Raw genomic sequence first — 12,380 nt, 5'->3', positions numbered from 1 at the left:
AAATCCACGACGAACGTTTCAAGCAGATGATCGTGCCGAGCGCCGATCTGGACGAGCTGTACAGCGGCTGCCGCTGGGCGGAAGGCCCGGTCTGGTTCAACGATCTGAACTGCCTCCTGTGGAGCGATATCCCGAACCAGCGCATCCTGCGCTGGGTCCCGGGAAGCGAAATTGAAGGCGAAACCGGCGGCGGCGTTTCGGTGTTCCGCAGCCCGTCCAATTTCTCCAACGGCAATACGCGCGACCGCGAGGGCCGCCTCGTCACCTGCGAGCATGGCGGTCGTCGCGTCACCCGCACGGAACCGGATGGCAGCATCACCGTGCTGGCCGACAGCTATCAGGGCAAAAAGCTGAACGCGCCAAACGATGTCATCGTGCGCTCGGACGGGACCGTGTGGTTCACTGATCCGACCTATGGCATTATGGCAGATTATGAAGGCTACAAGGCAGACCCGGAACAGCCGACGCGCAATGTCTACCGCCTCGACCCGAAGACCCGCGAAATCGACGCTGTCGTCACCGATTTCCACCAGCCGAACGGCCTTGCTTTCTCGCCGGATGAAACAAAGCTCTATGTCGCCGACAGCGCCTATAGCCACGACGAGAACGCACCGCGCCACATCCGCGTCTTCGACGTTGTGGATGGCGGCAAGCGCCTGACGGGCGGCAGTGTGTTCTGCACTATCGATAACGGCCTGCCGGACGGCTTCCGCTTCGATACGGATGGCAATCTGTGGACCAGCGCGGGCGATGGCGTGCATTGCTTCTCGCCGGAAGGTACACTTCTCGGCAAGATCAAGACGCCGCAGACGGTGGCCAATGTGACCTTCGGCGGTCCGCGCCGCAACCGCCTGTTCATCGCCGCCACGAAGTCGCTTTATGCAGTTTATCTCACCGTGACCGGCGCGCAATATCCCTGATCTGGACGTTGTGACCCCATCAAAACAAAACCGCCGGAGTTTTGAACTCCGGCGGTTTTGTTTTTAAACTCTTGCGAGATTATTCCCACTCGATGGTGCCGGGCGGCTTCGAGGTCACGTCGTAGACGACGCGATTGATGCCGCGGACTTCGTTGATGATGCGGGTGGCCGCATTGCCAAGGAAGTTCATATCGTAATGGTAGAAATCCGCCGTCATGCCGTCCACCGAAGTGACCGCGCGCAATGCGCAGACGAATTCGTAAGTGCGGCCATCGCCCATCACGCCGACGGTCTGCACTGGCAGCAGAACGGCGAAAGCCTGCCAGATGGCATCGTAGAGGCCAGCCTTGCGGATTTCGTCGAGATAGATCGCATCGGCTTCGCGCAGGATTTCCAGCTTCTCGCGGGTAATGCCGCCCGGGCAACGGATGGCAAGGCCCGGACCCGGGAACGGGTGGCGACCAATGAAGCTGTCAGGCAGGCCGAGTTCCTTGCCGAGCAGGCGAACCTCGTCCTTGAACAATTCGCGCAGCGGTTCGACAAGCTGCATCTTCATGCGCTCGGGCAGACCGCCCACATTGTGGTGCGACTTGATCGTGACCGAAGGACCGCCGGTGAACGAAACGCTTTCGATGACGTCCGGATAAAGCGTGCCCTGCACAAGGAAATCCGCGCCGCCGAGCTTCTTGGCTTCTTCTTCGAACACTTCGATGAAGAGACGGCCAATCGTCTTGCGCTTCTTTTCCGGATCGCTTTCGCCTTCCAGCGCGCCGATGAAGCGGTCGGATGCGTCCACGAGGATCAGCGGAAGGTTATAATGTTCGCGGAACATTTCCACGACCTGTTGCGCCTCGTTTTTGCGCATCAGACCGTGATCGACGAGAATGCAGGTCAGCTGGTCGCCAATGGCTTCATGCGCCAGAAGGGCTGCAACGGACGAATCCACGCCGCCGGAAAGCGCGCAGATAACCTTGCCGCTGCCAACCTGCTTGCGGATCGCCTCGACGGCCTGTTCGCGATAGGCGCCCATCGTCCAACCCGGCTTCACGCCGACGATGCGATGAACGAAATTCTGCAACAGCTTCGCGCCATCCGGCGTATGCACCACTTCCGGATGGAACTGCACGCCATAATATTTGCGCTTCTCATCGGCGATGGCCGCGAAAGGTGCGTTCGGCGAGGTGCCGATGATGGTGAAACCGTCCGGGAGCGAGGTGACGCGGTCGCCATGGCTCATCCAGACCTGATGGCGGGTGCCCTTGGCCCAGATACCGGCGAAAAGCGGGCTGTCTTCCTGCACGTCGAGGAAGGCGCGACCGAATTCGCGGTCATGGCCGCTTTCAACCTTGCCGCCCAGCTGGGCGCACATGGTCTGTTCGCCATAGCAGATGCCGAGAACCGGAATGCCTTGGTCGAAGACCGCCTGCGGCGCGCGCGGCGAGCCGATATCGGTCGTCGAATGTGGGCTGCCCGAGAGGATGACGCCTTTCGGCTTCAGCCGCTGGAATGCCTCTTCCGCAGACTGGAACGGAACGATTTCGCAATAGACATTGGCTTCGCGTACACGCCGCGCAATCAGCTGCGTGACCTGGCTGCCAAAGTCGATGATCAGGATTGTGTCAGGATGTGCCGTAGTGCTCATGTGCAGCATCTATTTAAAAACTGGTGCGGATGCAATGTTTATGTAGGGCGTATACGGATTATATGCGCTTCCCTCAACAGCGCAGTGACAGGAATGGGGCCTATCCTGACACACCATTGTCAGGAGGCGGCAAAAGTCCGGCGGCTATTGCCGCTTCCAGTTCTTCCACCGCAACGGCCATTTTCTCGTCGATGATATGCAGATATTGCGTCCAGTCGCCGACATGATGCAGCTCGTCCGCACCGTCGGAAATGCCGCGCAGACCATAGAGCGGCACGCCATGAATCTGGCAGGCGCGCAGGCAGGCGAATGTTTCCATATCCACCATATCCGCGTCGATGGTCTCATAGACCTTGCCGGAAACGACATTGCCGCCGGTCGATAGCGTGGCGCTGGCGACACCTTCCACCTGAAATGGCAGATTGATCATTTTCGGCAGATCGAGAAACGGCGTCAGCCCTTTCTCGAAACCGAGTGGCGAAGCATCCATGTCACGATAGGAAACCGACGAGACCTGAAACACTTCGGCCTGCGGCAATTTCGCGGAGCCCGCCGAGCCGAGCGAGACCACCAGATCGGGCTGCTCGCCGCCCTGTTCCATGCGGAACAATGCGCGAGACAGGTTGATCGCTGCCTCAACCGGCCCGACGCCGATCATCAGCGGATCGAAGAGCTTGGCCAGATGACGCCCATATTCGGCGTCGGCAGCCATGACATAAAGCAGGCGTCGTCCGGCAACGGTCTTCAACATCCCTGTAAGCCCTATCCTTGCAAACCCTTGCGATCCTGCACGACCATCATCGTGCCTGTCATGGTGGCGATGAGACGAACTTCCGTATCGGTTACGGCAAAGGCCTGCCCGTCGCTGACCATGATCGTGCGGCCGGGCTTGGTGACCTCGCCGCGAAACAGGAAGCGTTCGCCCTTGCCGGGCGCCAGCAGATTGACCTTGAATTCGATGGTCAGCACCGCCGCATCGGCAGGCATCAGTGTCAGCGCCGCGTAGCCGCAGGCAGAATCGAGCGCGGCGGAAATCATGCCCGCGTGCAGAATGCCGTGCTGCTGGGTGAGTTCCTCGCGGAACGGCATTTCCACCTCAACAATACCGGGTTCGCATCGCGTCAGTTCTGCGCCGATCAGTTTCATGGCGGCCTGCCGCCCGAAACTTTCCTCGACGCGTTCCTTGAAATCCGGTTCGGCTATGCGATGCGCTGACATTTATTCCCCGTCGTCTTAGTTCGCTTTCTTCATGACACTCACATAAAACCCGTCCGTGCCAGTGGACAATGGCGAAAACACACTGCCATGCGACGGAAATACCGGTTCCGAGCCCTTCGCATCCGTCACGACCGATTGCCACAGCGGCTCTGCGGGCATTTCCGTGAAATCGGGATTGTCGGCCAGAAAGCGCGTGATCTGCCGCGTGTTTTCTTCTGCAAAGAGTGAACAGGTGACATAGGCCAGACGTCCGCCCGGCGTCACATAATGCTTGGCCGCTTCCAGCACTTCCTGTTGATCCTGAACCCGGCGTTCGAGCTGCTGGTCGTTGAGACGCCATTTCGCGTCCGGCCTGCGCCGCCAGGTGCCGGAGCCCGTGCAAGGCGCATCGGTCAGCACAAGGTCCATATGGCCGGTGAGCGGGTCAAGCGCATCCAGATTGCCATGCACCTGCGCGTTGCGCACGCCAGCGCGCTGCAAGCGCTCATGCATGGGCGATAGGCGCGCACGCTCCGCATCATAAGCGTGCACCTGACCTTTGTTCTGCATGGCTGCCGCGAGCGCCAGCGTCTTGCCGCCCGCACCGGCGCAATAATCGAGAACCTGTTCGCCGGGCTTGGCGCCTGCAAAAAGTGCGGCGAGCTGCGAGCCCAGATCCTGCACTTCGAACCAGCCATCGAGAAAGGCCTGTTCGCCCTGCACATTCGGGTGACGGCCCAGCGCTTCAATCGGCGGAATGCGCAATGCCTGCGCCAGAAATGGCGCGGGAGCCGCACCTGCTTTTTCCAGTGCTGCGAGCGTTTGTTCCGGCTTTGCCTTCAGGCTGTTGACGCGCAGATCGACAGGCGGGCGCGTGGCAAGCGCCTTGCCTTCTTCCACCCAGCGTTCCCCGAAAAGCTCCTGAAGCGACGCGGCGCACCATTCCGGCACATCGGCCTGAACATAATCGGGCGCGGCAGCGCTATCGCGGCTTTCCCAGGCGATACGGCGTGCCTGTTCCAGCGTTTCAGGCGCGAACTTGTCGCCATAGAGCGCCGCATCGATGGCTGCGATATCCATGCCGCCATCGGCCAGCAAAGCGCCAAAGGCCAGCGCGCGCGCATCGTCGGCATCCATGCGCCATGCGATGGAGAGTTTGCGGCGCAGTGCGTCATAGACGATGTTGCCGATCACCGCGCGGTCGCCCGCGCCTGCGAAACGATGAGCGGAACCCCAGTCCTTCAGCACATCGGAAGCCGGGCGTTTGCCCGCTTCGATATCGCCCAGAACCTCGATTGCCGCCTGCAGGCGTCCACCAAGCCGCATTGCTTCTCCTTATGAATGTACTTCCACGGCATAGCCTTCCTTGCAGGCAAAAGGCAATCGCCAAATCAAAACAAAAGCCGGAGCGCGAGGCTCCGGCTTTCATCGGCTTCAATTGAAGCGAATTTATCTTACATGCCGCCCGGATAGTTCGGGCTTTCACGGGTGATGGCGACGCCATGCGAATGGCTTTCACGCAGGCCCGCATTGGAAATGCGCACGAAGGTTGCCTTTTCGCGGAACTCTTCCAGCGTCTTCGCGCCGACATAGCCCATCGAGGCGCGCAGGCCACCGGCAAGCTGGTGCAGCACAGCCGAAATCGGCCCCTTGTAAGCCACCTGCCCCTCGATGCCTTCCGGCACGAGCTTCAGCTCGTCGCGCACTTCCGCCTGGAAGTAACGGTCTGCCGAACCGCGCGCCATGGCGCCGACCGAGCCCATGCCGCGATAGGATTTGAACGAACGGCCCTGATGCAGATAGACCTCGCCGGGGCTTTCTTCCGTACCGGCCAGAAGCGAACCCGCCATGGCGGCGACAGCACCGGCGGCAAGCGCCTTGGCGAAATCGCCCGAGAACTTGATGCCGCCATCGGCAATAACCGGAATGTTCTGCTTGTGGGCTGCTTCCACCGCTGACATGATTGCGGAGAGCTGCGGCACGCCAACGCCTGCAACGATACGCGTGGTGCAGATCGAGCCCGGTCCGATACCGACTTTGACGGCATCCGCGCCGGCATCGATCAATGCCTGCGTGCCGGCTGCTGTGGCGACATTGCCAGCCAGAATGGCGACATTCGGATAGGCCTTCTTGATGCGTGCGACGGCGTCGAGAACGCGCTGCGAATGACCATGCGCCGTATCGACGACCAGAAGATCGACGCCCGCTTCGATCAGGCGTTCAGCGCGTTCATAACCGTCTTCGCCAACGCTCGTGGCGGCAGCGGCGCGCAGGCGGCCCTGCGCGTCCTTGGCGGCGTTCGGATTGAGCTGCGACTTTTCGATATCCTTGACGGTAACGAGACCGACGCAACGGCCCTTGTCGTCAACGACAAGCAGCTTTTCGATACGATGGGCGTGCAGAAGACGCTTGGCTTCGTCCTGATTGACAGTCTCGCGCACCGTAATGAGGTTTTCGCGGGTCATCAGCTCGTAGATCTTCTGCGCCGGATCGGAGGCGAAACGCACGTCGCGGTTGGTCAGGATGCCGACGAGACGGCCCGGACCCTTGGTGGCGTTTTCAACGACCGGAATACCGGAAATGCCATGCGCCTTCATCAGCGCCTGCGCATCGGCGAGCGTTGCATCCGGGCCGATGGTGACCGGATTGACGACCATGCCGGATTCGAACTTCTTGACCTGACGCACTTCTTCGGCCTGACGTTCCGGCGTGAGATTGCGGTGGATGACGCCGATGCCGCCCGCCTGCGCCATGGCGATGGCAAGACGCGATTCCGTCACCGTGTCCATGGCGGCGGAAAGAAGCGGCAGGTTGAGTTCGATATCCTTGGCGATACGGGTGCGCAGATCGACCTGACCCGGCATGACTTCGGAATGGCCCGGCTGCAGGAGCACATCGTCGAATGTGAGAGCGAGAGCGCCGGTGGGCGATTCCACGATTTTTGCCATTGCCAATTCCTTTGAATAAGAAAAGCCGCCTCTCCGGGAAATGTCCGGGAGCAGCGACAATCAGGGTTTACTTGGTTGAATTGGCACCGGCTGGTAACACGGTTATGACCAAATGGAAAGCCTTTTGCTTACAAGTTTCAGTTACCGCTAAGAATTAGCGTGGTAGACCGCAGAGGACTGGTACCCATCCCGAGGGGAGATAATGCGAAAGTCGTATAAGCGCGTTCGGTTGATCCGCCGGTCCAGAGTGATGTGGATGTCGCCACGGCTCTGGAAACCACGGCTCGTTTTCTGGTGCGGCGCGCTTGCCATCGGGATTATCAGCGTCGGCTTTGCAGAAGCCGCCGACATCGCGCAAAACTGGTTCAAGGCATTGACAGACGGCACCGGCGGCAGTTTCTGGCGCGCATGGCTGCCGCTTGTCATCACGCCGCTCGGCTTCATGGCCTGTTCGTGGATCGCCATCGCCTGGTTTCCAAATTCCGGTGGCAGCGGTATTCCCCAAGCTATCGCGGCGCGGTATCTCGACGATCATCAGGATCGCTCAATGCTTCTGTCGATCCGGATTGCCATCGGCAAGATCGTGCTCACCGTCGCGGGCCTGTTCTGTGGCGCATCCATCGGGCGCGAAGGCCCAACGGTGCAGATCGGCGCGTCGATCATGCTGCAATCGGCGCGGATTGGCGGCATGGAACAGGCGCGCGGGCTTATCCTCGCCGGATCGGCGGCCGGTATCGCCGCAGCCTTCAACACGCCGCTGGCCGGGATTGTCTTCGCGATTGAGGAAATGGGCCGCGCTTATGCGGCGCGCACTAACGGGCTGGTGCTTTCGGCGGTCATTCTGGCCGGTCTCGCCTCGCTTGGTCTCGTCGGCAACTACAATTATTTCGGCATGACCACCGTTACGGCCACGACCAGCAAGGACTGGGTTCTGGTTGTCGCCTGCGGCGTGATCGGCGGCGCTTTCGGTGCGGCATTCAGCGCATTGGCGCTCGATCTCGGACGTCGCGTGCGCCGCCATGTGCAGAAGGTTCCGCTGCGCAACGCGGTGTTGCTTGCCGGTATTTGCGGGCTGCTGGTCGCGCTCATCGGCATCGCTTCGGGCGGCGCGACTTTTGGCACCGGCTATGATCAGGCGCGCGGCGCGGTCGAAGGCGCAGCCTTGCCGCCCTTCTACTTCGTTGAAAAATTCGTCGCCGGTCTGCTCTCGATGATATCGGGCATTCCGGGCGGCATTTTCGCCCCATCGCTCTCGGTCGGCGCAGGGCTTGGCAGCAGCATCGGCCTTGTGCTCGGCACCAGCGCGAGCCTTGCCGCCGTACTGGGCATGGCCGGTTATTTTGCCGGCGTCGTTCAGGCCCCAATGACGGCATTCGTCATCATTCTGGAAATGACCGGCAATCATAACAATGTCATTCCGCTGATGTGCGCCTCGATGCTCGGTTACGGTACGGCGCGGCTCATCTCCAATGAGCCGCTCTACCACGCCCTGTCGCGCAACTTCGTGGCGGATGTGCTGCGCCAGCGGCGCGCACGGGAAAAGAATGCGCTTTCGGAATAAAGCGTTCAATGGAGGAGAAAACTGTTTATGGATCGCAGAACATTCGGCAAATCGCTTGCGGGGCTGGGAGCAATGCCCTTTGTCGTCAGCGCGGCAGCAGCAGCGAGCACGGGAGGAAAGAGCATGCTGGAACTTATGGGCGGAAGCATTTCGGATGTGCCGGGGATCAAGCTTGGCCATCACACATTGACCAAGCGCCCGACCGGTTGCACCGTCCTTTTGTGTGAAGAAGGCGCCTCGGCAGGCGTCGATGTGCGCGGCTCCGCACCCGGCACCCGCGAGACGGACCTTCTCGATCCCATCAATTATGTGCAGCAGGTGCAGGCTATTCTCCTGTCCGGCGGCAGCGCCTATGGCCTCAGCGCCGCAACCGGCGTGATGCGCTATCTGGAAGAAAACAAGCTCGGCTTCAAGATCGGCAACGGCGTGGTGCCCATCGTGCCCGCAGCGATCCTGATGGATCTCGGCGTCGGCGATTTTTCAATCCGCCCCGATGAGGAAGCCGGTTATCTCGCCTGCAAGGCGGCCAAGGCGGAAGCTTCCGGCGAAGGCAATATCGGCGCTGGCGCTGGCGCGACGGTCGGCAAGATGTTCGGCAAGGATTTCGCCATGAAGGGTGGCCTCGGCACGGCAAGCTACAAGGTGCCCGGCACGGAAATCGTGGTCGGCGCAATCGTCGCCGTCAATGCGGTCGGTGATGTCTATGCGCCCAACTCGCGCCAGATCCTGGCCGGTGCGCGCAGCGAAGACGGCAAAGGTTTCCGCGATACGATGCAGGCCATCATGCAAGGCCATGGCGTGGTCAAATCCGGCGGGGCCAACACGACCATCGGGGCGATTGCCACCAATGTGCCGTTCAACAAGGCGGAGCTGAAGAAGATCGCAGGCATGGCGCATGACGGCTTTGCGCGCACCATCAACCCGATCCACACCATGTGGGACGGCGATACGATTTTCGCACTCTCGACCGGCAAGGCCAAGGATGTGGAAGCGGACGTGACCGCCATCGGCGCAATCGCCGCAACCGTCATGGCAGATGCTGTCGCGCGGGCGGTCGTTAACGCAGATAGCCTTAACGATTTGAATTTGCCCGCCTATAAGGATTATCACCCGCAATAGGATGCATATCTTGCACCATTGAGGGGATCGGTCCTGTATCGGAATAAGATTATAAGATATCTGGCCATCTCCGATGGTGCGGTTTCGCAAGAAGGCAGAATGAAGGCATGAGTGGCAGTTCCCTTAAATTCGGCACCAGCGGTCTCAGGGGATTGGCGGATGAGCTGAACGGCTTGCCCGCCTACGCCTATTCGCTCGCCTTTGTGCGGATGCTCGCCGAAAGCGGCAAGCTGAAAAATGGAGCGGCGGTCTTCGTCGGACGTGACCTTCGCCCATCCAGCCCTGACATTGCCGCCCTTTGCATGGCGGCCATAGAAGACGCTGGCTTCACGCCGGTGAATTGCGGTGTGCTGCCCACCCCGGCGCTCAGCTTCCACGCCATGGCGAAACAGGCGCCCTCCATCATGGTGACGGGAAGCCATATCCCCGATGACCGCAATGGCCTGAAATTCTATCGCGCCGATGGCGAAATCGACAAGAGCGATGAGGAGGCGATCAGCGCGACCTATGCCGCCCTGCCCGCAGATCTGACGGCAAGGCATTCCAGAAACATCGCGCAAAGCGATGCCGCGACCAGCGCCTATGCGAAACGTTATATCGATTATCTGGGCCGCGGCGCTCTCAAGGGCCTGCGCGTCGGCGTCTATCAGCACTCGTCTGTCGCTCGCGATGTTATAACGGATATCCTGACCACGCTTGGCGCGGAAACCCTCGCCCTTGGTCGCTCCGATGTTTTCGTGCCGGTCGATACCGAGGCATTGCGCCCGGAAGATATCCGGCTGCTCGACCAGTGGGCCAAGGAAAACCGCCTTGATGCCATCGTTTCCACGGATGGGGATGCGGACCGGCCTTTGATTGCCGATGCGCGGGGCCAGTTCGTGCGCGGCGATCTCGTCGGCGCGATCACCGCAAACTGGATCGGCGCGGATACCATCGTCACGCCAGTGACCTCCAATGCGGCGCTGGAAGAATGCGGGCGTTTCGACCGCGTTGTCAGAACCCGCGTCGGTTCTCCTTATGTCATCGAAGGCATGGCACGCGCCAAGGCCGAGGGCGCAAAGATTGTCGTCGGCTTCGAAGCCAATGGCGGCGTGCTTTTGGGCAGCGACAGCACCCGCAATGGCCACACGCTTTCCGCACTGCCGACCCGCGATGCGCTGCTGCCGATCCTCGCCTGCCTGAGCATGATCAAAGAGCAGGGCAAGCCGCTTGCAGATATCGGCGCGGCTTTCAATTTTCGCATCGCGCTCAGCGACCGCCTGCAAAACGTGGCGCAGGAAAAGAGCGGCGCGTTTCTCGCCATCCTCAAGGATGAGGCCGAGCGCAAGGCGCTGTTTCCGGCAGATGATGCGATCATCCGGTCTGAAGCCATTGACGGCGTCAAACTGTTCTTCCATTCCGGCAATGCCGTCCACTATCGCGCTTCCGGCAATGCGCCGGAATTACGCTGCTATGTGGAAGCTGCCAATGAAAACCAGGCCGTTAAACTTCTGGCCATGGGCCTCGATATCGCCCGCAACGCAACAAAGGATGCCTGAGCAATGAGCTTTATTCCTGTCATCATCAGCGGCGGTTCCGGTTCAAGGCTCTGGCCGCTTTCGCGCGATGCCCACCCGAAACCCTTCATCGAACTGCCCGACGGCAGCACCTTGATCGGCAAGACCTATAACCGGGCGGCGCGCCTTGAAGGCGTCGATCATATCCTGACCGTCACCAATCGCGATTTTCTGTTTCTGACGCTCGACGCCTATGCGGACGCCAAGGCGCCCAAGACCGATAATGCGTTTCTGCTGGAGCCGCTGGGTCGCGATACCGCGCCTGCGGTGGCGCTGGCGGCCATGCATGCCGCCGCGACCTACGGCCCGGACGCAACGCTACTGGTCATGCCTGCCGACCACCTGATCGAAGACGAACCCGCCTTTGCGGAAGCGGTTCAAAAGGCGCGGCAGCTTGCCGAAACCGGTCGCATCGTGACATTCGGCATTGTGCCGGATCATCCGGAAACGGGTTTTGGCTATATTGAGGCGGACGGCGTGGACGTGCTGCGCTTTGTCGAAAAGCCCGATGCTGAAACCGCGCAGGCCTATGTCGAGAGCGGACGCTATTTCTGGAATTCGGGCATGTTCTGCTTTACCGCGAGAACCATGCTGGAAGCGATGCGCGCTTACGCGCCGGAGATTTTCAACGGTGTGCAGGCTTCGCTTGAAAATGCGCGCCGCGGCGTCAATGGCGACACCAAGACCATCGAGATTCCAAAGGACGAATTTGCCGCGACACCGGCCATATCCATCGATTATGCCATCATGGAGAAGGCCGACAATATCGCCTGCATTCCGGTTTCCTGCGGCTGGTCGGATATCGGGTCCTGGGCGGCTATGGCCGACCTGATAAACCCGGACCCGGACGGAAACCGCCTGCGTGGCGAAACCGTTCTGGAAGACACGACCAACAGTTTTGTCCTGTCGGAAACAAGGCTGGTCAGTCTTGTCGGCGTGCATGACCTTCTGGTCGTCGATACGCCGGACGCGCTGCTCGTCGCCCATCGCGACAAGGCGCAGGATGTGCGCAAGGTTTTCAACCGCCTGCGTGCCGACGGCCATGAAGCCGCCAAGCTGCACCGCACCGCCCATCGTCCATGGGGCACCTATACCGTGCTGGAAGAAGGCGACGGCTTCAAGATCAAGCGCATTGAAGTGAAGCCCGGACGACGCTTGAGTCTTCAGGCCCATCATCACCGCTCCGAACACTGGATCGTTGTGTCCGGCACCGCAAAGGTCACCAATGGCGACCGGGAAATTCTGCTGACCAACAACCAGTCCACCTATATTCCCTGCGGCTTCAAGCACCGTCTGGAAAATCCGGGCATACTGCCGCTTGTGCTGATCGAAGTGCAGAGCGGCGAATATCTCGGCGAAGACGATATCGTGCGTTTCGACGATATTTACGGTCGGGTATAAAAGACCAGCGCCGACGGAGTTTCGTCGGCGCATATC

General features: G+C 60.5%; 10 protein-coding genes. 5 read left to right on the top strand and 5 right to left on the bottom strand.

Annotated features, from left to right (window positions below):
• Positions 1-26: 26 nt before the first annotated feature.
• On the top strand, positions 27-920 hold the full coding sequence (locus JAU75_RS12050) for an SMP-30/gluconolactonase/LRE family protein (RefSeq protein WP_199056831.1): 894 nt from the start codon (positions 27-29) through the stop codon (positions 918-920).
• A 79-nt stretch (positions 921-999) separates the two neighbouring features.
• Here the strand turns inward: JAU75_RS12050 and guaA are convergent, their stop codons facing one another.
• From guaA to guaB, 5 genes are all read right to left on the bottom strand, one after another.
• On the bottom strand, positions 1,000-2,562 hold the full coding sequence (gene guaA, locus JAU75_RS12045; RefSeq protein ID WP_199056751.1) for a glutamine-hydrolyzing GMP synthase: 1,563 nt from the start codon (positions 2,560-2,562) through the stop codon (positions 1,000-1,002).
• A gap of 100 nt (positions 2,563-2,662) precedes the next feature.
• Entirely contained in the window at positions 2,663-3,313 is a 651-nt protein-coding gene (locus JAU75_RS12040) for a 5'-methylthioadenosine/S-adenosylhomocysteine nucleosidase (protein WP_199056750.1), read from the bottom strand.
• Between the two features lie 11 nt (positions 3,314-3,324).
• Positions 3,325-3,780, bottom strand: a complete 456-nt coding sequence (locus tag JAU75_RS12035; protein WP_109367928.1) for a PaaI family thioesterase — start codon at positions 3,778-3,780, stop codon at positions 3,325-3,327.
• Positions 3,781-3,795: 15 nt separating this feature from the next.
• Positions 3,796-5,085, bottom strand: coding sequence for an RsmB/NOP family class I SAM-dependent RNA methyltransferase (locus JAU75_RS12030; RefSeq protein WP_199056749.1), 1,290 nt, complete (start codon positions 5,083-5,085; stop codon positions 3,796-3,798).
• A gap of 128 nt (positions 5,086-5,213) precedes the next feature.
• The gene (gene guaB / locus JAU75_RS12025; RefSeq protein WP_199056748.1) at positions 5,214-6,707 is read right to left on the bottom strand and encodes an IMP dehydrogenase; all 1,494 of its coding nucleotides are present in this window, start codon (positions 6,705-6,707) and stop codon (positions 5,214-5,216) included.
• A gap of 202 nt (positions 6,708-6,909) precedes the next feature.
• Here guaB and JAU75_RS12020 point away from each other — a divergent pair, with 202 nt between their 5' ends.
• The 4 genes from JAU75_RS12020 to JAU75_RS12005 all read left to right on the top strand — a co-directional run bounded on the left by JAU75_RS12020 (position 6,910) and on the right by JAU75_RS12005 (position 12,344).
• A complete protein-coding gene (locus JAU75_RS12020) occupies positions 6,910-8,268 on the top strand; it encodes a chloride channel protein (RefSeq protein ID WP_199056747.1) in 1,359 nt (452 codons plus the stop codon).
• A gap of 27 nt (positions 8,269-8,295) precedes the next feature.
• Positions 8,296-9,387, top strand: coding sequence for a P1 family peptidase (locus tag JAU75_RS12015; RefSeq protein WP_199056746.1), 1,092 nt, complete (start codon positions 8,296-8,298; stop codon positions 9,385-9,387).
• A 107-nt stretch (positions 9,388-9,494) separates the two neighbouring features.
• The gene (locus tag JAU75_RS12010) at positions 9,495-10,925 is read left to right on the top strand and encodes a phosphomannomutase (RefSeq protein ID WP_199056745.1); all 1,431 of its coding nucleotides are present in this window, start codon (positions 9,495-9,497) and stop codon (positions 10,923-10,925) included.
• A 3-nt stretch (positions 10,926-10,928) separates the two neighbouring features.
• Positions 10,929-12,344 (top strand): mannose-1-phosphate guanylyltransferase/mannose-6-phosphate isomerase, encoded by a 1,416-nt coding sequence (locus JAU75_RS12005; RefSeq protein WP_199056744.1) that lies wholly within the window; start codon positions 10,929-10,931, stop codon positions 12,342-12,344.
• The last annotated feature ends 36 nt before the right edge of the window (positions 12,345-12,380 follow it).

It is taken from the genome of Ochrobactrum sp. Q0168 (assembly GCF_016427605.1).
Taxonomy (GTDB): Bacteria; Pseudomonadota; Alphaproteobacteria; order Rhizobiales; family Rhizobiaceae; genus Brucella.
This window is presented reverse-complemented; position numbering and strand designations above follow the sequence as displayed.

Bases quoted from the DNA above. Each gene is read 5' to 3' on its own strand.
- JAU75_RS12030 (WP_199056749.1), bottom strand. From the start codon at position 5,085: ATGCGGCTTGGTGGACGCCTGCAGGCGGCAATCGAGGTTCTGGGCGAT.
- JAU75_RS12010 (WP_199056745.1), top strand. From the start codon at position 9,495: ATGAGTGGCAGTTCCCTTAAATTCGGCACCAGCGGTCTCAGGGGATTG.
- JAU75_RS12040 (WP_199056750.1), bottom strand. From the start codon at position 3,313: ATGTTGAAGACCGTTGCCGGACGACGCCTGCTTTATGTCATGGCTGCC.
- JAU75_RS12020 (WP_199056747.1), top strand. From the start codon at position 6,910: ATGCGAAAGTCGTATAAGCGCGTTCGGTTGATCCGCCGGTCCAGAGTG.
- JAU75_RS12015 (WP_199056746.1), top strand. From the start codon at position 8,296: ATGGATCGCAGAACATTCGGCAAATCGCTTGCGGGGCTGGGAGCAATG.
- guaA (WP_199056751.1), bottom strand. From the start codon at position 2,562: ATGAGCACTACGGCACATCCTGACACAATCCTGATCATCGACTTTGGC.
- guaB (WP_199056748.1), bottom strand. From the start codon at position 6,707: ATGGCAAAAATCGTGGAATCGCCCACCGGCGCTCTCGCTCTCACATTC.
- JAU75_RS12005 (WP_199056744.1), top strand. From the start codon at position 10,929: ATGAGCTTTATTCCTGTCATCATCAGCGGCGGTTCCGGTTCAAGGCTC.
- JAU75_RS12050 (WP_199056831.1), top strand. From the start codon at position 27: ATGATCGTGCCGAGCGCCGATCTGGACGAGCTGTACAGCGGCTGCCGC.
- JAU75_RS12035 (WP_109367928.1), bottom strand. From the start codon at position 3,780: ATGTCAGCGCATCGCATAGCCGAACCGGATTTCAAGGAACGCGTCGAG.